At 63.1% G+C, this 19,921-nt stretch carries 13 protein-coding genes; 2 read left to right on the plus strand and 11 right to left on the minus strand.

Annotation, left to right across the window (positions count from 1 at the left end; all coding sequences use genetic code 11):
- Positions 1–41: 41 nt before the first annotated feature.
- The 5 genes from AADV58_RS00225 to AADV58_RS00245 are packed head-to-tail and all read right to left on the minus strand — an operon-like array spanning position 42 to position 6,230.
- Complete coding sequence (locus tag AADV58_RS00225) at positions 42–1,373, minus strand: ABC transporter substrate-binding protein (protein WP_281981389.1); 1,332 nt, start codon at positions 1,371–1,373, stop codon at positions 42–44.
- A 50-nt stretch (positions 1,374–1,423) separates the two neighbouring features.
- Complete coding sequence (locus AADV58_RS00230) at positions 1,424–2,500, minus strand: branched-chain amino acid ABC transporter permease (RefSeq protein WP_341743739.1); 1,077 nt, start codon at positions 2,498–2,500, stop codon at positions 1,424–1,426.
- 25 nt (positions 2,501–2,525) lie between these two features.
- A complete protein-coding gene (locus AADV58_RS00235) occupies positions 2,526–3,455 on the minus strand; it encodes a branched-chain amino acid ABC transporter permease (RefSeq protein ID WP_281981385.1) in 930 nt (309 codons plus the stop codon).
- A 12-nt stretch (positions 3,456–3,467) separates the two neighbouring features.
- Positions 3,468–4,250 (minus strand): ABC transporter ATP-binding protein, encoded by a 783-nt coding sequence (locus tag AADV58_RS00240; RefSeq protein WP_028994142.1) that lies wholly within the window; start codon positions 4,248–4,250, stop codon positions 3,468–3,470.
- A 12-nt stretch (positions 4,251–4,262) separates the two neighbouring features.
- The gene (locus AADV58_RS00245; RefSeq protein ID WP_341743740.1) at positions 4,263–6,230 is read right to left on the minus strand and encodes an AMP-dependent synthetase/ligase; all 1,968 of its coding nucleotides are present in this window, start codon (positions 6,228–6,230) and stop codon (positions 4,263–4,265) included.
- Between the two features lie 171 nt (positions 6,231–6,401).
- Here AADV58_RS00245 and AADV58_RS00250 point away from each other — a divergent pair, with 171 nt between their 5' ends.
- Positions 6,402–7,076: a Crp/Fnr family transcriptional regulator gene (locus AADV58_RS00250; RefSeq protein WP_028994140.1), complete on the plus strand. Its 675-nt coding sequence runs from the start codon at positions 6,402–6,404 to the stop codon at positions 7,074–7,076.
- A gap of 3 nt (positions 7,077–7,079) precedes the next feature.
- Here the strand turns inward: AADV58_RS00250 and AADV58_RS00255 are convergent, their stop codons facing one another.
- From AADV58_RS00255 to icmF, 6 genes are all read right to left on the minus strand, one after another.
- On the minus strand, positions 7,080–8,408 hold the full coding sequence (locus AADV58_RS00255; protein WP_341743741.1) for a M48 family metalloprotease: 1,329 nt from the start codon (positions 8,406–8,408) through the stop codon (positions 7,080–7,082).
- Between the two features lie 125 nt (positions 8,409–8,533).
- The gene (locus AADV58_RS00260) at positions 8,534–10,159 is read right to left on the minus strand and encodes a methyl-accepting chemotaxis protein (protein WP_341743742.1); all 1,626 of its coding nucleotides are present in this window, start codon (positions 10,157–10,159) and stop codon (positions 8,534–8,536) included.
- Positions 10,160–10,256: 97 nt separating this feature from the next.
- The gene (locus AADV58_RS00265) at positions 10,257–13,415 is read right to left on the minus strand and encodes an efflux RND transporter permease subunit (RefSeq protein WP_341743743.1); all 3,159 of its coding nucleotides are present in this window, start codon (positions 13,413–13,415) and stop codon (positions 10,257–10,259) included.
- Complete coding sequence (locus tag AADV58_RS00270) at positions 13,412–14,503, minus strand: efflux RND transporter periplasmic adaptor subunit (RefSeq protein WP_341743744.1); 1,092 nt, start codon at positions 14,501–14,503, stop codon at positions 13,412–13,414. Before AADV58_RS00270 ends, AADV58_RS00265 begins: the two co-directional genes overlap by 4 nt.
- The gene (locus AADV58_RS00275; protein WP_341743745.1) at positions 14,500–15,150 is read right to left on the minus strand and encodes a TetR/AcrR family transcriptional regulator; all 651 of its coding nucleotides are present in this window, start codon (positions 15,148–15,150) and stop codon (positions 14,500–14,502) included. The genes AADV58_RS00270 and AADV58_RS00275 overlap by 4 nt, the downstream gene beginning before the upstream one ends.
- 243 nt (positions 15,151–15,393) lie before the next feature.
- Complete coding sequence (gene icmF, locus AADV58_RS00280) at positions 15,394–18,657, minus strand: fused isobutyryl-CoA mutase/GTPase IcmF (RefSeq protein WP_341743746.1); 3,264 nt, start codon at positions 18,655–18,657, stop codon at positions 15,394–15,396.
- Between the two features lie 195 nt (positions 18,658–18,852).
- Here icmF and AADV58_RS00285 point away from each other — a divergent pair, with 195 nt between their 5' ends.
- On the plus strand, positions 18,853–19,869 hold the full coding sequence (locus AADV58_RS00285; protein ID WP_088177945.1) for an AraC family transcriptional regulator: 1,017 nt from the start codon (positions 18,853–18,855) through the stop codon (positions 19,867–19,869).
- Positions 19,870–19,921 lie beyond the last annotated feature (52 nt).

A 19,921-nucleotide genomic window follows, 5' to 3' on the forward strand; every position in this document is an offset into this window, starting at 1 on the left:
AGTACGTCCGCACTCTGAAGGGTGCGGACGTTTGTTTCAGCTTATTGCTTGCACTGTTCCGGCGTACGCGGCGTGATCTTCTTCTCCTCGGCGTAGCGCGTCGAAGCAGACATCACCATCGGACGCAGCACCTTCTGGTCGGCTTGGTACCAATCCGAAGAGAAGTTCCACTTGGCACCGTCCCAGGTGTGGATACGCGCCCACGGCGAGCCCATGTGGTCGGTACAGGAGGTCTGAATCGGGCGCAGCACGCCGGCAAAACCCAGGTCAGCCAGTGCCTTGTCGTCAAGGTTCAGGTTTTCCAGGCCCCAGCGCGTCTGCTCGCCGGTCATCACCTTGCCCTTGCCGTAGCGCTCCTGCGCCTTGCGCACGCCTTCGATGGCGACCATGGCCGAGATCAGGCCGCGCATGTAGAGCACGGAACCGACTTCATCCTTGGGACCGGTCCCCTGGCCCTTGGCGTGAACCATCGCCAGCATGTCCTTGACCACCTTGGAATTCGGCTCGGCACCGTGTTGTAGCGTGATCGCGCTGTAGCCCTTGGCGCCCATGCCGACGTCCTTGACATCGGGTTCGGCACCGGCCCACCAGATACCCAGCATCTTCTCGCGCGGATAGCCGGTCGCCTGGGCTTCCTTCAGCGAGGTCGAGTTCATCACGCCCCAACCCCAGAGCAGGACGTTATCCGGACGCTCGCGGCGGATCTGCAGCCAGGTCGCCTTCTGCTCGACGCCCGGGTGGGCCACCGGCAGCAACTGGAGCGTGAAGCCGTGCATCTTGGCGCGTTCCTGCAGCAGGGGGATCGGTTCCTTGCCGTACGGGCTGTCGTGGTAAACCAGCGCGATCTTCTTGCCCTTCAGCTTGTCCAGGCCCCCGTACTGCTTGCCCAGATGCTGGATGGCGACGTCGGCACCAACCCAATAGGTACCGAGCAAGGGGAAATTCCAGTCGAACACGGCACCGTTCTGCGACTCGCTACGGCCATAGCCGGCGGTCACCAGCGGAATCTTGTCGACCGGCGCCTTTTCCGTCAGCGCGAAGGTCACGCCAGTGGACAGCGGCTGGAAGACGGTGGCGCCCTTACCCTTCAGACGCTCGTAGCACTCGACGCCACGGTCGGTGGCGTAGGCGAATTCGCATTCTTCGAAGCTGACCTTGACGCCGTTGATGCCGCCCTTGGCGTTGACCAGCTTCAGGTAATCGACATAGCCGTTGGCCCACGGCGTACCGTTGGGACCGTAGGCCCCCGTGCGATAGACGAGCACCGGGAAGAACTGCTCCTTAGCCTGGGCATGAGCACTGGGGCTGACGACAGCGGCACTCAGGCCAACCGAGGCAATGGCGGCCGCAAGGGCCAGGGAACGAAATTTCATGGGTTGTCTCCTCCTGTTATTAGTGAAGCGTAGGTACTGCGCATGCCGCGTCAGTGGGGGAATGGCCACAGACGCAGTTTCTCCTTGGCGATTGCCCACAAGCGGGCAAGACCATGCGGTTCAACGATCAGGAAGAACACGATCAGCGAACCGAAGATGATGAATTCGGCGTGGGCAACGCCCGCCGTCGAGATGGCGATACCGAACAGGCTGCCGACTGCCGGCAGGGCCTGGTTCAGGAAGATCGGCATGATGACGATGAAGGCGGCGCCGAAGAAACTGCCCATGATCGAACCGAGACCACCGATGATGACCATGAACAACAACTGGAAGGAGCGATCGACCGAGAAGGCGGCCGGCTCCCAGGAACCCAGATGCACGAAGCCCCACAAGGCACCGGCGACGCCGATGAAGAAGGAACTTACGGCGAACGCCGACAGCTTGGCCCACATCGGCCGGATGCCGATGACCTCGGCGGCCACGTCCATGTCGCGGATGGCCATCCACTGCCGACCGATGCTGGCACGGGTCAGGTTCTTGGCAAAGAAGGCGAAGGCGACCAGGAAGAGCAGGCAGAACAGGTATTTCTCGACCGGACTGTCAATCGCCCAGCCAAACGCACTGAGGTTGGAAATCGACACCGAGCCCGACGGCGAATAGTTGGTGAACCAGCCCAGACGCAGGAAGGCCCAGTCGCAGAAGAACTGCGCCGCCAGCGTCGCCACTGCCAGATAGAGGCCGCGCACCCGCAAGCTGGGAATCCCGAAGACGATACCCAGCGCTGCAGTCGTCGCGCCACCGAGCAACAAGGCAGCCACCAGCGGCACACCGTCAATGCGGATCATGAAGTTGTATGCCGCATAGGCGCCGATAGCCATGAAGGCCCCCGCCCCGAGCGTGATCTGACCGCAGTAACCGACCAGGAGGTTAACCCCCAGCGCCGCCAGCGACAGGATCAGGAAGGGAATCAGGATGGCCCGGAACATGTATTCGTCGGCCAGCATCGGCACGCCAATGAAAGCGAAGGCGATCAGGCCGAGGACGAACCACTTGTCCTGGGCGATGGTGAAAATTTGTTGGTCGGCCGCGTAAGTCGTCTTGAACTGGCCATTTTCGCGATAAATCACTTTGTATTCTCCCGTTTAGCCGTGGTCAGACGCGGTTGATGATCTTCTCGCCGAACAGCCCTTGCGGACGGAACAGCAGGAAAACAAGGGCCAGCGCATAGGCGAACCAGATTTCGATACCGCCGCCGACGTAAGGGCCGAGATAGACTTCGGAGAGCTTTTCGCCGACACCGATGATCAGGCCACCGATGATCGCGCCCGGCACCGAAGTCAGGCCGCCGAGGATGACCACCGGCAGCGCGCGCAACGCCACGGTCGCCAGCGAGAACTGGACGCCGAGCTTGGACCCCCAGATGATGCCGGCCACCAGGGCGACGATACCGGCGACACACCAGACGATGACCCAGGTCCGGTTCAGCGGAATACCGATCGACTGTGCCGCCTGGTGGTCATCGGCCACCGCGCGCAGGGCACGACCGGTCGGCGTCTTCTGGAAGAACAGCGTCAGCACACCGACCAGCACGGCGGCGATCAGCGCGGCGATGAAGTCTTCCTTGTTGATCATGATGCCGCCCTCGAACAGCGACTCGAACATGATCACCGGGTCCTTCGGCATACCGACGTCGATGGTGTAGATCTGCCCGCCGAAGAGGGTCTGGCCGACGCCTTCGAGCACGTAAGCGATACCGAGGGTGGCCATCAGCAGCGTCGCGCCTTCCTGGTTGACCAGGTTGCGCAGCACCAGCCGCTCGATGATCCAGGCGACAATGAACATCACCACACCGGCGCCGAGGAAGGCGATCAGGTTGGCCAGGAACAGGCTGTCGCCGCCCAGCGCGATGTTGGCCCATTCAGAGAAGCGCGCCATGGCCAGCGCGGCGAACAGCACCATCGCCCCCTGCGCGAAATTGAACACCCCCGAGGCCTTGAAGATGAGCACGAAGCCCAGTGCCACCAGGGAATACAGCATGCCGGCCATGAGGCCGCCAATCAATGTTTCGAAGAAAAATCCCATGATCTGCTCCGCTTAGTGTCCGGCACCCAGGTAGGCCTTGATGACCTCCGGATTGCTGCGTACTTCATCGGGTACGCCATCGCCGATCTTCTTGCCGTAGTCGAGGACGACCACCCGGTCCGAAATGTCCATGACCACGCCCATGTCGTGCTCGATGAGGACGATGGTGGTGCCGAACTGGTCATTGACGTCGAGGATGAAGCGGCACATGTCCTGTTTTTCCTCGACGTTCATGCCGGCCATCGGCTCGTCGAGCAGCAGGATCTGCGGCTCCATGGCCAGCGCCCGACCGAGGTCGACCCGCTTCTGCAGGCCATAGGGCAGCCGACCGACCGGGGTCTTGCGGATATGCTGGATTTCGAGGAAGTCGATGATTTCCTCGACCTTGCGCCGGTGTTCGATTTCCTCTTTCTGCGCCGGGCCCAGCCACAGCGCCTGAAGCAGGATGTTGGTCTTCATCTTCAGGTTGCGCCCGGTCATGATGTTGTCGAGCACGCTCATGCCCTTGAACAGCGCAATGTTCTGGAAGGTACGGGCGATACCGGTGCTGGCCGCCATGTGCGGCTCCATCTTGCGACGCTCTTCGCCGCGATAGAAGATCTTGCCTTCCTGCGGGTGGTAGACGCCATTGATGACGTTGAGCATCGAGCTCTTGCCGGCCCCGTTCGGGCCGATGATGGCGCGCACTTCGTGCTCGCGGATATCGAAGGAAATGTCGGTCAGCGCCTTGACCCCGCCGAAGCGCAGCGAGATGTTCTGCAGGTCAAGGATGACGTCGCCGATTTTTCTGCTCACGTTCTGTTCTCCTTACGCCGTCTTGCCGGCGACCGGGAAGGTCTTGGCGTCGACGATCTTCAAGTCGGCTGATACCTTGCCGCGGCGTCCGTCCTCGAACTTGACCTCGGTTTCGATGAACTGCGAGGCCTTGCCCTCGTACAGCGCATCGATCAGCACCTTGTATTTTTCCGAGACGAAATTGCGCCGCACCTTGCGCGTGCGCGTCAGCTCGTCGTCATCCGGGTCGAGTTCCTTGTGCAGCACCAGGAAACGATGCACCTGCGAATCGGCAACCATGGCATCGCCGGCCAGCGCTGCGTTCACCTCCTCGACGCATTCGCGGATCAGTTCCAGCACCTGCGGTTTGCCGGCCAGGTCGGTGTAGCCGGCATAGGCGATGCCGCGCCGCTCGGCCCAGTTGCCGACGGCACCGACGTCGATGTTGACGAAGGCGCAGACCATGTCGCGCTCGTTGCCGAAGCACACCACTTCCTTGATGAACTGGAAGAACTTCAGCTTGTTCTCGATGTAGTTCGGGGCGAACATGCCGCCGTTGGTCAGCTTGCCAACGTCCTTGGCCCGGTCGATGATCTTCAGCTGGCCGTCTGCATCAAGGAAACCGGCGTCGCCGGTGAGGAAGTAGCCGTCGGCGTTGATCGATTCGGCGGTAGCGTCCGGACGCTGGTAATAGCCCTTGAGCAGGATCGGCCCCTTGACCAGCACCTCGCCGTTGTCGGCAATCTTGATCTCGACACCCGGCGCCGGCGCGCCGACGGTGTCGGACTTGACGTGACCGTCGGGCTGCAGACAGACGTAGGCGCAGGTTTCGGTCTGCCCGTAGAGCTGCTTGAGGTTGATGCCTATCGAACGGTAAAAGCTGAACAGTTCCGGCCCGATCGCCGCCCCGGCGGTATAGGCAACGCGGATGCGGTTCATGCCGAGCACGTTGCGCAGCGGCCCGTAGATCAACAGGTTGCCGACTGCGTATTGCAGGCGGTCACCGGCGGAGACCGCCTTGCCGTCGAGGATGTCGGCACCGCAGCGCTTGGCCACATCCATGAAGTGATGGAAAAGCTTCTGCTTGATCTTGCCGGCGTCCTCCATGCGGATCATCACCGAAGTCAGCAGGCCCTCGAAAACGCGCGGCGGAGCGAAGTAATAGGTCGGCCCGATCTCGCGCAGGTCGGTCATCACCGTCTCGCCCGACTCCGGACAATTGATCGTGAAGCCGGCGACCATCGCCTGGGCAAACGAGAACAGGTGGTCGCCGACCCAGGCCATGGGCAGGTAGGAGAGGATGTCCTCGTCGGCGGTCAGCCGGTCGACTTCAATACCGCCACGGGCAGCGGCGATGAACGAGGCGTGCGTCTGGCAGACGCCCTTGGGCTTGCCGGTCGTGCCGGAGGTATACAACATCACCGAGACATCGTCGAAATGCCCCTGCTCGATCTCGGCGTTGAGGAAATCGGGATGATTGCGGTCGTGGATGCGGCCCATTTCCATCAGTTCATGCACGTCGTGCAGGAAGGTCTGGTTGTAATGGCGCATGCCGCGCGGATCATCGTAGATGATGTGTTCGAGGGCCGGCAGCTGGTCCTTGATCTCGAGCAGCTTGTCGACCTGTTCCTGGTCCTCGACGATGGCGAAGCGGACGCCCGCATCCTGCAGGACGAACAGCATCTCCGCGGCCACGGCATCCTGGTAGAGCGGCACCGGCACGCCACCGAGGCATTGAGCGGCGGCCATCATCATGTACAGGTGGGGACGGTTGTCGCCGATGATCGCCAGGTTGTCGCCGCGCTTGAAGCCCAGTTCAGCCAGGCCGCAGGCCAGCGCACGGACGCGCTCGGCGACGTCGAACCAGGTCCAGGTCTGCCAGATCCCCAGCGATTTCTCGCGGATGGCCGGCGCACCGGGACGAGTGGATGCGTGATGCAATAGCAGGCGCGGGAAGGTGTGCAAACCATCCAGCGCGGCGATTTTCGCCTGCGTGGGCATAAATTGTCTCCTCCGCCGCGACTCGTTGTTCGCGGTCATCTGTCATTTGGTTCATTGTGGCGCCGGCATTCTTACACCAGACTTGCAGGCGCCGGCTTTTCCTGACCTGAGGCCCAGTGTAAGCACAGGCGCAGCGTATAATTGTCGTTCGGCAGACAATCCGGAAAAAAAATGAAAAACGCTGAGGAACTGCTACGCGCATCCCAGTGGGGACAGGCACTGAGCGAAGAGGAGATGCAGCGCGCCCTGGCCGGCACGGTCGAGCGCAGCTTTGCGCCGGGCGCCTTCATCTGCATGAAGGGCGAACCGGTCACGCACTGGATGGGCATCGTCAGCGGTCTGGGCAAGATGGCCAGCCACTGGACCACCGGCAAGACCACCTCGCTGACCGGCATCACTACCGGCGGCTGGTTCGGCGAGGGCTCGCTGCTCAAGGAGGAGCCGCGCCGCTACGATGTCATGGCCATCCGCGAGACACGCGTGGCCTTCATGAACCGCGCCACCTTCCTGTGGCTGCTCGACCACAGCATTCCGTTCAACCGCTACATGATCGCCCAGTTGAACGAACGCCTGGGCCAGTTCATCGGCATGATGGAAAACGAGCGCATGCTCGACATCGACACGCGGATCGCCCGGGTACTGGCCGCCCTGTTCAACCCGGTGCTCTACCCCGGCACCAACCGCCTGCTGCAGATTTCGCAGGAAGAGCTGGGCTACCTGGCGGGCGTTTCCCGCCAGCGCGCCAACCAGGGCCTCAAGGTGCTGGAAGAAGCCGGTCTGGTGCGCAGCGAGTACGGCGGCATCAACGTCATCGACCTCGACGGCCTGCGCCGCTTCGGCGACTGAGGACTACTTCACGTAGCCCCAGCCCTGCAGGCGACTGTAGGCATATTGCGCGGCGTCGCCCTGCTGCTGGCGACGCAGGAACGCCGCGTAGTGATTCGCCGCTTCCTGACGCTTGCCCATGCCTTCCAGCGACACGCCCTTGAGGAAGGTGATGCCGGCATCGCCGGGCAGCATGCGGTCGTAGCGATCAAGGTTGGCGAAAGCCGTAGCCGGATCCTTCAAGCCCAGCGCCAGCACGCCGGACAATTTGTGCGCCTGTGCTTCCTGCGGATAGATTTCCTTGGCCGTCTCGGCGTAACGCAAGGCGTCCTTGGGCTTGTTCTGGGCCTGCAGGCACTGGGCCATCAGCACGTTGCCAGCGTAGTCGCGCGGTGTCTTCTGCAGTGCCGAGCGGAACTCGCCCTCAGCCTTGGCGTACTGCTTGCCGGCCATCGCCACTTCACCGTTCTGGCAGGCGGCGATGGTCGGCTTGATCCGGCGCAGGCTGGCCGTACTGTCCATGAAGCGCTCGCGCCCGGCATCGCGCTTGAGGCTGGCCGCATATTTTTCCTGGGCCAACCGCTGCGCCGTGTCGCGCCGTTCGACGTTCATCGGGTGGGTCGAGAACATGGTCTGCAGCAGGCCTGGCGATTCCTTCTGCTGATCGACCAGCAACTGGTGCAGAGCGACCATGCCGCTGGCCGGGTAACCGGCGCGGACCATGTATTCCTGCCCAAGGGCATCGGCCTCGCGTTCGTTGTCGCGCGAATAGCTCGACAACATGGCGCTGGCGCCCAACTGGCTGCCGATCGAGACCAGGCCACCCCACTGGCTGTTCGACGCGGCAATGCTGGCGCCGGCCACCGCCACCTGGGCAACCATCGCCTGGCCCTGGCGTTGGGCGGCGTGACGCGCATTGACGTGACCCATTTCATGACCGAGCAGGGCCGCCAGTTCGGCTTCGTTCTGCAGATCGACCATGATGCCGCGCGTGATCCCCATCGCCCCGCCGGGGAAAGTGTAGGCATTCACATAATTGGCGTTGAGCACGCGATACGAGTACGGCATCTGCGGCCGGTGCGTCAGCTTGTCGAGGCGCTGGCCGACCGAGCTGACGTAGCTATTGACCTGCGTATCCTGCACCGGCCCGAGATCCTGCGAGAACTGCTGCGGCGAGACCTGCTGGTCGATGCTCTTCTCCTGCGCCTCGCTCATGCCGACCAGGATGGACTTGCCGCCGACCGGCGACTGCGCGCAACCGGAAACCGCCGCCGCACCGAACAACCAGAGCACCTGACGGCGGGTGACACCGTTTCGTTGCAGACTTTGTGAAAGTTCATCATGCATGGACATGGCTAGCTCCTGATCGCAATATTCAGGCGGGGAATTTTCCGGCAGATAGCGCTGCAAATAAAGTAAGAAATTGTTGCAGGCGTTGAGCACCCGCAACAATTATGATCCGCCTGAGCGATACCGGATCACACCCGGAAGCGACGTACGCTTTCCTTCAAGGCGTGCGAGAGACTGACCAGAACACCCGAGCGTCGACTCGATTCGGACGATGCAGCATGGGTATGATCAATACCCTGAGCGATCATTTCAACACGCTGGGCAATATCGGTGCTGGCTGCCGTCTGTTCGCGCAGTGATTCGGCAATCGATTCTATCGCCTTGCCAACGCGAACCGAGGATTGATCCATGTTATCGACCGCATTGCGCACTTCCTCAGTCCGGCTGGCACCGGCCAGGGCACGTTCCTTGGCCGAAGTCATGGTGGAAAATGCGGCATCGGTCGTCTGCCGGACCCCGCTCACGATCTGCGAAATCTCTTCGGTCGATTTCGTCGTCAGTTCCGCCAACTTGCGTACCTCGTCAGCGACCACGGCAAAACCCCGCCCCTGTTCGCCCGCTCTTGCTGCCTCAATCGCAGCATTCAAGGCCAGCAGGTTAGTCTGGTCGGCAATATCGCGAATGGTCTTGACGATCCCGGTGATGTCGGCAACCCGCTTCGACAACTCATCCATCGTCGAAGCGGCGTCGGACATGCCAGCCGCCACCTGATGAATGATCTCGGTAGCATTGGCAACAACGTGGAGACTGTCATGCGCCTGACGCTCCGATTCTTCAGACAAACGCCCGGCGTCATTGGCGTTTTCCGACATGACCCCGATGCTCACGGTGAATTCCTCTACTGCCGCTGCAATGGCTGCAGTCGCCGTGCTTTGTTCCTCGGCCGTTTTGGCCAAGCGCGAAGCATCCGCCAGCATTGATTCACTTTCCTGCACGACGGAGTCAGCGCTTCTGACAGTATCTGCAATCAACTGGCGCATCTGGCTTTGCATCGCCTGCATTGCGGCAACGATACTGACAGTATCCCCGGGCATTACCGCCAGTTTTTCGGTCAGGTCGCCCTGAGCAATCCGGTTGAGCGCGGCCGCCGTGGCCACCGGTTCGCCGCCGACCTGACGATAGATTCCGCGTCCGACCAGAATGATGATGGTGGCCACCACAAGCAAACTGACAACCCCGAGCACAATCGCGAGCGTCCCTGAACGCTCAAGCCCCGAAACCAGCTCTACCCTATCCTTTTCGGCTTCGCTTTCAGCAAGTTTCCCGATTTCCAGGAGATCGTCACGTACCTTCCGCCAAGCCGGCGTTTCCTGGGTCACCAGCAGCGCCTGCGATTCTTCCCGGTTGCCAGCCTTGACCAATTCGATGACTTTACTCTGCAAAGGCTGCCACGCTGCGATATTGGCTCTCAGACGTGTCGCGATGTCTTGCGTTTCAGCATTTGCAGCAAGCAGGGGAAGCAGTTTTTCGATTTCCTGAGTAAAAACCTCGTGCGCCTTGTCGAAATTGTCGTAGGCGGTCTTCCTGCCTGGATCGAGAAGGATGTTGCGGATTGCCTGGCCTTTCTGCAAACCGTTGGCGTAGGCCAATGTGGCTGCATGACGGGTAGCGATCCGCTGATCAACGAAGCTGACAAAAATGCTTTCGCTGCTGACGGTGAAGATGATCGAAGAAATCGCCAGTACGCCCATGCCGAGCGCTACGGTAACGCCGAGCAGCCACAGACGCCCCTTGAGTGACAGATTCGCCAACATGATCCTCTCCTGTTTTTTTATCAGGCCTTGCCTGACATTGGGTAAGCCAATCTTAGCCCAAGTATCAGAATTCATGCATATATATGGGGCACCCCAATCACGCAGGCGGCCGGACCCGGTACCAGGCGGCGTAGAGTGCCGGCAGGAAGAGCATGGTCAGCAGGGTGGCAACAGTGAGCCCACCCATGATCGCCACCGCCATCGGCCCGAAGAAGGCCGAGCGTGACAGCGGGATCATCGCCAGGATGGCGGCCGCGGCGGTCAACACGATGGGCCGGAAGCGGCGCACGGTGGACTCGACGATGGCTTCCCAGGCGTGACGGCCGGCGGCCATGTCCTGGCGGATCTGGTCGACCAGGATCACCGAATTGCGCATGATCATGCCCGACAGCGCGATTGTCCCGAGCATGGCGACGAAACCGAACGGCCGGTTGAAGGCGAGCAGGAAGAGGGTCACGCCGATCATGCCGAGCGGCGCGGTGAGCACGACCATGACGGTGCGCGAGAAACTCTGTAGTTGCAGCATGAGCACGGTCAGCACGACCAGGATGAACAACGGCACCCCGGCGCCGACCGAACTGCCCCCCTTGGCGCTTTCCTCGACGGCGCCGCCGACCTCGACCCGGTAGCCGAGCGGCAGGGCGCGGCGCACCTGATCGATGGCCGGGGCCAGCTGGCCGACCACCACCGCCGGTTGCACCTTGCCGTACAGCGTGGCGCGGACGGTCACCGTCGGCAGGCGGTTGCGACGCCAGATCACGCCTTCCTCGAAACCGTATTCGGCGGTCGCGATCTGGGCCAGCGGCACGCTGCGCCCGCCGGCGACAGGCACCGCGAGGTTGGGCAACTGGCCCAGATGGACGCGTTCGGAACGGGCGCCGCGCAGCACCACGGCCAGGGTTTCGTTGCCCTCGCGGTACTGCGTCACCGTCGTCCCCTGCAGCGAGGTGGACAGCAGGCGGGCGATGTCGCTGCTCGACACGCCGAGCAGGCGGGCCTTGTCCTGGTCGACCTTCAGGCGCACGACCTTGGACGGCTCTTCCCAGTCGAGATGAACATTCGACAGTTCGGGATGCTCGCGTAACAACGCCGCCACCTGGTGTGCGATACGCCGCAATTCGCCGGTATCGCTGCCGCTCACCCGGAACTGCACGGGGAAGCCGACCGGCGGCCCGTTTTCCAGGCGGTTGATCATGGCTCGCAACGGCCAGGGTTCGTCCTCGAACAGGCGGATCAGTTTGCCGCGCAGGGCTTCGCGCTTTTCGACCCCGGCCGTGAGAATGACGAACTGGGCGAAATTGGTCTGCGCCAGTTGCTGGTCGAGCGGCAGGTAAAAACGCGGGCTGCCGCCGCCCAGCCAGGCAACGTAGTTGTCGATACCTTCCTGCTCGGCCAGGAACTGTTCGAGACGATGAACCGCCGCTTCGGTGGCCTGGTGCGAAGCGCCTTCGGCCAGGCGCAGATCAACCAGCAGTTCCGGACGCGTCGAATCGGGGAAGAACTGCTGCGGCACCAGGCGCACGAAGGCGACCATGGACAGCACGAAGGCCAGCACGGTCAGCCCTATCACCGGCCAGCGGTGGCGCACGCAGCCATCGACCAGGCGGCGGAAGCGCTCGTAGAAAGGCGTGTGATAGATCGCAAACTCGTCATGCACCTGCTCGTGCGCCGCCTCGCGCTCAGCCAGGCGGCGGCCGAGCGACGGGGAAAGGCGGGCCAACAGGCTGACCAGTCGCGATGGCTGGCGGTGCTTTTTACGGAAATCGGGCAGCAGGTGAAAGCCCAGATAAGGCACGAACAACACCGCCGCCACCCAGGACACGAGCAGCGCGATCACCGTCACCTGGAAGATCGAACGTGTGTACTCACCAACCCCGGAAGCCGCGGTAGCAATCGGCAGGAAGCCGGCAGCGGTGACCAGGGTGCCGGACAGCATCGGCATCGCCGTCGAGGTGTAGGCGTAGCTCGCCGCCCGGGCGCGTTCCCAGCCCTGCTCCATTTTGGTCGCCATCATCTCGACGGCGATGATCGCATCGTCGACCAGCAGGCCGAGGGCGATGATCAAGGCGCCGAGCGAAATCTTGTGCAGGCCGACGCCGAGCATGTGCATGAACATGAAGGTGATCGCCAGTACCACCGGAATGATGATCAGGACAACGACCCCAGTACGCAGGCCGAGCGACAGCAGGCTGACCGCCATGACGATGGCCACCGCCTCGACCAGCACCTTGACGAACTCGCTGACCGAATTGCGCACCGCCCGCGGCTGGTCGGCGACCCGCTCGAAACGGATGCCGACCGGCAGTTGCGCCTCGATGCGCTGCACTGCCGTGTCCAGATTGCGCCCCAGAGCGACGATGTCGCCACCGGCGCGCATCGACACGCCGATGCCGAAAGCGTCCTCGCCCATGAAGCGCATGCGTTCGCTCGGCGGATCCTCGACCCCGCGCCGGACCTCGGCGACGTCGCCGAGACGGAAGCTGCGTCCGCCGATGCGGATCAGCGTGTCGGCAATCGCCTCGACCTCGTCGAAAGCGCCGGACGGGCGCAGCCAGATACGCTCCTCGTCGGTCTCGAAAAAGCCGGCGCCGGTGACCGCGTTCTGCGCCGACAGGGCATTGGCGATCTCGGCGATGCCGACGCCCAGGGTGGCCAGCTTGGTATTCGACAGTTCGATGTAGATGCGTTGCGACTGTTCGCCGAAAAAGCTGACCTTGGCCACATCGGGCACCCGCAGCAATTCGCTGCGGATCGCATCGGCGTGGCGCTTCAGGTCGGCTGGCGACACCCCTTCGCCGACCAGGGCAAACAGGTTGCCGTAGGTGTCGCCGAACTCATCGTTGAAGTACGGCCCGCGCACACCGCTGGGCAGCGAACCCTGGATGTCGCCGATCTTCTTGCGCACCTGGTACCACACCGCCGGCATGCGCTGCGAATGGACCGAATCGCGGGCAAGGAAGAAGACCATGCTCTCGCCGGGCTTCGAATAGCTGCGGGCAACATCGATCTCGGGAATTTCCTGCAGCTTCTTCTCGATCTTGTCGGTGACCTGCTCGGCCATTTCGCGCGCGCTGGCGCCCGGCCATTCGGCCCGCACCACCATGACCTTGAAGGTAAACGGCGGGTCTTCGGACTGGCCCAGGCGGGTATAGGAATAGAGCCCGATCACCGTCAGGGCGATCAGGAAATACAGCACCAGCGATTGATGCTGCAAACCCCATTCGGAAATATTGAAGCGCTCCCGCCGGGCTTTCATCGCCGTACATCCAGGGCCGGCGCACTACCCGCTTCCAGCGGACGCACGCTTTCGCCTTCGATCAACCGGTGCACGCCGGCCACCACCACCCGCGAACCGGCCGGCAGGGCTGTCTTCAGGATCGCAGCATCCTCGCGCAAGGCTGCGATCTCGACCGTCTGCGGCACCACCTTCTGCTGCGCGTCGACCAGCCACACCGTGGCCTTGCCCTCGCGCTGGGTCACCGCCGCCAGCGGCAGGGCAAGTTGCGCCGGCCCGCCATCGGCCAGCGCCACGGTCGCCGTCGCGCCCAGCGGCAGATCGTCGGCATCGGCAATCGCCACCCGCACCGCGTAGGTCCGGGTCGCCCGGTCAGCCGACGGCGACACTTCGCGCACCCGGCCCGACAGACTGCGCTCCGGCGCCATCCACAAACGCACTGTGGCCGGCGCGTCGACGACCAGACCGGCCAGGCGGCTTTCCGGCACATGCACCAGCACCTCGCGCTCGCCCGGCCTGGCCAGGCGCAGCACGCGCTGACCCGCTGCCACCACTTGGCCGGCATCGACGCTGACATCGGTGATCACCCCGGCGCTATCGGCCAGCAACTCGGTGTACGCCTGCTGATTGGCGGTGCTGGCGGCCTGTGCCTGCGCCTGCCGCAAGCGCGCCTCGGCGGCGTCAAGCGCGCTGCGCCGCAGGTCGAGCGCCGAAGCGCTGATGAAATTACGCTGCAGCAAAGCTTCGCTGCGCTTGAATTCGGCCCGCGCCAGACCGGCCTCGGCTTCGGCAGCGGCCACCTGGGCAGCCGCCGCACTGGACGACAAACGCGCGTCCTGCGGATCGAGCCGGGCCAGCAATTGCCCGGCCTGCACCTGGGCACCGGCATCGACCTTGCGTTCGAGCACCTTGCCACCAACCCGGAAAGACAGCTCGCTCTCATGGCGAGCCCGCACTTCGCCGGAATAAACCTGCGCCTGCGCCGCATCGGCGGCTCCCAGCGTGCGCACCAGCACCGCCCGAGGCACTGGCGGCGCGGCCGGTGGGGGCGAGCAAGCGCTCACCAACAAGGAGAGGATCAAGGCGGAGTAACTGACTGACAGTTTCATGAATTTGCTCCCAAGGGCGTTGCCGCCAAGCCATTCAGGACCATGTCGATATGCGCCTGAACATAAGCGTCGGGGTCGATGTTGCTACCGCAGCAGGGCGCCAATGAACTGCGCCAGCCGGCCAGATGGATCAGCGGCGAAATCAACAGGACGTCAATCACCGTCGTATCGACCGCCCGGAAGACGCCCTGATCGATGCCGCGCTGCACGGCACCGCGCAGCAGCGCCAGCCCGCGCTGGATGACGGCATCGTTGTAGTAACGCGCAACCTCGGGAAAATTCGCGGCCTCGGCCATGATCAGCCGGGGAATGCCCCCCAGTTCGGTACTGCCGATGCGCGCCCACCAAGCTTCGAGAAAAGCGCGCAGCAAGGCGCGGGGATCGCTGCCCGGCTCGGCGAACATCGCTTCGCCGGCCTCGATCGCCGGCACCACGCCCTCGCGGATGACAGCCTGGAACAAAGCTTCCTTGCTGTCGAAATACAGGTAGAGCGTTCCCTTCGATACACCGGCCCGCGCCGCAACCTCATCCAGGCGCGTGGCCGCATAGCCCTTTTCGACGAACAGGGTCAGGGCGGCGGCGGTCAGTTCCTGCGGCCGGGCTTCCTTGCGCCGGCGGCGCTGCGCGGGAATGGCGGAATCAGACACACGCAGCCCCTTCCATGGAGCGTGCATCAATGCGCGCGAAGCACCGGGAAACAGGAAAAAACATCTGGCACATCCGTTAATGACTGACTGGTCAGTTATTAAATCCCAGCACGTGCATCTTGGCAAGCATCGCAACAGCAACCGGCACTGCAATGAAAAACGGCGAGGTACATCGCCTCGCCGTCTTATTTTCTCCTCCGCCCTGTTCGGGTCCGGAATGCCGTTCCCCTTTCGGGGCCCTGCTTACATGCTTCTGCGGTACTGACCGCCGACTTCATACAGCGCCGAGCTGATCTGGCCGAGCGAGCAGCACTTGACCGCATCGACCAGCACGGCGAAAACGTTGCCGTCTTCGATCACCGTCTGCTTGAGCTTTTCCAGCATGGCCGGTGCTTTATCGGCGTTGCGGGCATGGAAGTCGCGCAGGCGCTGGATCTGCGACTGCTTTTCCTCGTCGGTCGAACGGGCCAGCTCGATTTCCTGCTGGGCCATGCCCTTCGGATTGAGGAAGGTATTGACGCCGATGATCGGGTAAGAGCCGTCGTGCTTCTTGTGCTCGTAGACCATCGACTCTTCCTGGATCTTGCCGCGCTGGTAGCCGGTTTCCATGGCGCCGAGGACGCCGCCGCGCGAGGCGATGGCTTCGAATTCCTTGAGCACGGCCTCTTCGACCAGATCGGTCAACTCGTCGATGACGAAAGCGCCCTGGTTCGGGTTTTCGTTCTTGGCGACGCCCCACTCGCGGTTGATGATCAGCTGGATCGCCATCGCGCGGCGCACCGACTCCTCGGTCGGCGTCGTGATCGCCTCGTCGTAGGCGTTGGTGTGCAGCGAGTTGCAGTTGTCGTAGATGGCGATCAGCGCCTGCAGCGTGGTACGGATGTCGTTGAAGTCCATCTCCTGCGCGTGCAGTGAGCGCCCACTCGTCTGGATGTGGTACTTCAGCTTCTGGCTGCGCTCGTTGGCGCCGTACTTGTTCTTCATCGCCACCGCCCAGATGCGGCGGGCGACGCGGCCGATGACCGAGTATTCCGGGTCCATGCCGTTGGAGAAGAAGAAGCTCAGGTTGGGCGCGAAATCGTCAATATGCATGCCGCGCGCCAGGTAGCTTTCGACGTAGGTGAAGCCGTTGGACAGCGTGAAGGCGAGCTGGCTGATCGGGTTGGCGCCGGCTTCGGCGATGTGATAGCCGGAGATCGACACCGAGTAGAAGTTCTGCACCTGGTTGTGCACAAAGAATTCCTGGATGTCGCCCATCATCTTCAGCGCGAATTCGGTCGAGAAGATGCAGGTGTTCTGGCCCTGGTCTTCCTTGAGAATGTCGGCCTGGACGGTGCCGCGCACGGTCTTCAACACCCACTCGCGGATTTTTTCGGCTTCGTCCTCGGTCGGCTGGCGGCCATTCTCTTTTTCAAACTTGGCCAGCTGCTGGTCGATGGCGGTATTGAAGAAGCAGGCCAGGATGATCGGCGCCGGGCCGTTGATGGTCATCGACACCGAAGTGGTCGGGCAGACCAGGTCGAAGCCGTCGTAGAGCACCTTCATGTCGTCGAGGGTGGCGATGGAAACGCCGGAGTTGCCGATCTTGCCGTAGATGTCCGGACGCTCGTCCGGGTCGCAGCCATACAGCGTCACCGAGTCGAAGGCGGTCGACAGGCGATGCGCCGGCATGCCTTCGGAGACTTTCTTGAAGCGGCGGTTGGTGCGGAAGGCGTCACCTTCGCCGGCGAACATCCGGGTCGGGTCCTCGCCCTCGCGCTTGAAGGCAAAAACGCCGGCGGTGTAGGGGAAGGAACCGGGAACGTTTTCCTTCATCAGGAAGCGCAGAATCTCACCGTCGTCGGTGTACTTGGGCAGGATCACCTTGCGGATCTTGGTACCGGACAGCGATTCCGAGGTCAGCTTGGTGCGGATTTCCTTGTCGCGGATCTTCACGACGTATTCGTCACCGGAATAAGCATCGACGGTCTGCGGCCACATATCGAGCAGCTTCTTCGCCTTCGGATCCTGCTGGCTGTCCTTGAACGCCTGCAGTTCGTCAAAGTCGGCGACATTCTTGTCGCAGCCGGCGAACACGTTCCTGGCGATGCGCAGCGACTGACGCTCGCGGGCAACCGTCACCTGTTCGTCGACATGCTTGTGATAGCCGCGCACCGCGTCGGCGATCTCGGCCAGGTAGCGGACGCGGGCGGTCGGCACGATGGCGCGACTGGCCGACGACTGGCGGACGGTGACCAGCGGCAGCGTGCCCGGCTTGAGCTTCAGGCCCTTGTCGGTGAGTGCCGGCACCAGCGCCTGGTAGAGCGCGGTGACGCCGTCGTCGTTGAAGCGAGCGGCCATGGTGCCGAAGACCGGCATTTCCTCGGTCGGCGTCGTCCACAACTCGCGGTTGCGCTGGTACTGCTTGCGCACGTCGCGCAGCGCATCCTCGGCACCCTTGCGGTCGAACTTGTTGATGGCGACGAAATCGGCGAAGTCGAGCATGTCGATCTTCTCGAGCTGAGAAGCGGCGCCGAACTCCGGTGTCATCACGTACAGCGACAGGTCGACGAAGGGCACGATGGCGGCGTTGCCCTGACCGATGCCGGAGGTCTCGACGACGACCAGGTCGAAGCCGGCCAGCTTGCAGGCGGCGATGACCTCGGGCAGCGCCACCGAGATTTCGCTGCCGGTATCGCGGGTGGCCAGCGAGCGCATGAAGATGGCCGGATGCTCGATCGCGTTCATCCGGATGCGGTCACCGAGCAGCGCACCGCCGGTGCGCTTGCGCGACGGATCGATGGAGACGATGCCGATGTTCACGCTGTCGCCCTGGTCGAGGCGGAAGCGGCGGACCAGCTCGTCGGTCAGCGAGGACTTGCCGGCGCCGCCAGTGCCGGTGATGCCGAGCACCGGCGTGCTCAGTTCGGCGGCGGCCTTGAGCAGCGGCTCCTTGAGCTGCGGCGCCGAGCCGTTCTCGAGCAGCGTGATCACCCGCGCCAGCAGGCGGCGGTCGCCAGCGCGCAGCCCGGCCAGCACCTGTTCGGCGCCCGGCACGCCCTGCTCGGCGACATCGTAGTCGGATTGTTCGACAACTTCGTTGATCATCCCCTGCAGGCCCATCTGCACACCGTCTTCCGGCGCGTAGATGCGGGTCACGCCGTAGGCGTGCAGTTCCTTGATCTCGGACGGCACGATGACGCCGCCGCCACCGCCGAAGACCTTGATGTGCTCGCCACCGTTGGCCTTGAGCAGGTCGATCATGTACTTGAAGAACTCGACGTGGCCACCCTGGTAAGAGGTGATGCAGATGCCCTGCGCGTCTTCCTGCAGCGCCGCATTGACGATCTCCTGCACCGAGCGGTTGTGGCCGAGGTGGATGACTTCGGAGCCGGTCGACTGCAGGATGCGGCGCATGATGTTGATCGACGCGTCGTGACCGTCGAACAGCGAGGCGGCGGTGACGAAACGGACCTTGTTCTTCGGCTTGTAGGGGACGAGCTTCTTGGCGACGGATAGATCGGTCATGACATCAACCTCGACAGTGCAGATGGAAAGGCGTCCATCTTAGGCCGCTTTGGCCATCGCACCATTGTGGGGATTGACGTCTATCGTGCAAATTCCGCCAAGATGTTAGTCTATGTTTCAGACCACTCGAAATCGGCCACGATGCTGCATCGCAACAATCCCACCCCCACCAATCGCAGACAAGCCTCTGTTGCAATGGGCTTTGTTACCGGCATGCTGGCTGGCCTGGCGCGACGCGGCATCGACCCTACTCCGCTCCTGCTCGCCACAGACATCGATATTGCAGACACCGCCAGCCGCATTCCGGTCGAGCGCTACGCCGCCCTGTACAACCGGATCAATCACGAATTCGACGACGAAGGCTTCGGCCTCTTTTCCCAGCCAATGCGTTGCGGCAGTTTTGAATTCCTCTGCCGCGCCTGCCTGACTGCACCAACGCTGGCCGACGCGCTGCAACGGGCCAGCCGCTTCCTGCACATCGTCCTGCCCGATCTCGCCGTGTCCGTACGACGCACGCACGGCCAGGCCGAACTGGTCATCGCCGAGACGCGACGGCTGGCCGAGGCCGGCGACGACCCCGGCCGGGTCTTCGCCTTCGAGTGGCTGCTGCGCCTGCTGCACGGCCTGGCATGCTGGCTGGCCGGGCGCGGCCTGGCGCTCGACCACGTGATCTTCCCTTATCGCCGGCCGACGCACGCCGCCGACTACGCGCTGATCTTCACCGAGGACTCGCGCTTTGCACCGACCCTGCCGGGCGGCAAGGGTAGCCTGATCGCCAGCTTCAACGCCAATCTGCTGGAGCTGCCATTACGTCGCGACGAGGCGGCGCTCAACGCCTTCCTCGACGGCGCGCCGGGCAAGATCACCACGCTCTACCGGCGCGACCGGGAAATGGTCATCCGCGTGCGCGACCTGCTGCGTGCCGCCATGCCGACGCCGCTGGCACTCGATGATGTCGCCGCCCGGCTGCACCTGTCGCCGCGAACGGTGCACCGCCGCCTGGAGGAAGAAGGTTCAAGTTTCCGCAGCATCAAGGACGCGCTGCGGCGCGACATGGCGCTGGCCCGGCTGGTCAAGACCCGCGACCCGGTCGCCCGCATCGCTGCTGATCTCGGCTATAACGACACATCGGCTTTCTATCGCGCCTGTGTTGAATGGACCGGCATGGCACCGGCACATTACCGGCGACGCTGGGCAAGCCGCCAGGACTAAGCAGCAACACTGTCTCGGGAAGTTGCCGCCACCGGCCTTCTGGGCGACAATT

Origin of the sequence: Azonexus hydrophilus (assembly GCF_038368255.1) — a bacterium.
In the GTDB taxonomy this organism is placed as follows: domain Bacteria; phylum Pseudomonadota; class Gammaproteobacteria; order Burkholderiales; family Rhodocyclaceae; genus Azonexus; species Azonexus hydrophilus.

Bases quoted from the DNA above. Each gene is read 5' to 3' on its own strand.
- AADV58_RS00225 (WP_281981389.1), bottom strand. From the start codon at position 1,373: ATGAAATTTCGTTCCCTGGCCCTTGCGGCCGCCATTGCCTCGGTTGGC.
- AADV58_RS00235 (WP_281981385.1), bottom strand. From the start codon at position 3,455: ATGGGATTTTTCTTCGAAACATTGATTGGCGGCCTCATGGCCGGCATG.
- AADV58_RS00245 (WP_341743740.1), bottom strand. From the start codon at position 6,230: ATGCCCACGCAGGCGAAAATCGCCGCGCTGGATGGTTTGCACACCTTC.
- AADV58_RS00250 (WP_028994140.1), top strand. From the start codon at position 6,402: ATGAAAAACGCTGAGGAACTGCTACGCGCATCCCAGTGGGGACAGGCA.
- AADV58_RS00255 (WP_341743741.1), bottom strand. From the start codon at position 8,408: ATGTCCATGCATGATGAACTTTCACAAAGTCTGCAACGAAACGGTGTC.
- AADV58_RS00260 (WP_341743742.1), bottom strand. From the start codon at position 10,159: ATGTTGGCGAATCTGTCACTCAAGGGGCGTCTGTGGCTGCTCGGCGTT.
- AADV58_RS00265 (WP_341743743.1), bottom strand. From the start codon at position 13,415: ATGAAAGCCCGGCGGGAGCGCTTCAATATTTCCGAATGGGGTTTGCAG.
- AADV58_RS00270 (WP_341743744.1), bottom strand. From the start codon at position 14,503: ATGAAACTGTCAGTCAGTTACTCCGCCTTGATCCTCTCCTTGTTGGTG.
- icmF (WP_341743746.1), bottom strand. From the start codon at position 18,657: ATGACCGATCTATCCGTCGCCAAGAAGCTCGTCCCCTACAAGCCGAAG.
- AADV58_RS00285 (WP_088177945.1), top strand. From the start codon at position 18,853: ATGGGCTTTGTTACCGGCATGCTGGCTGGCCTGGCGCGACGCGGCATC.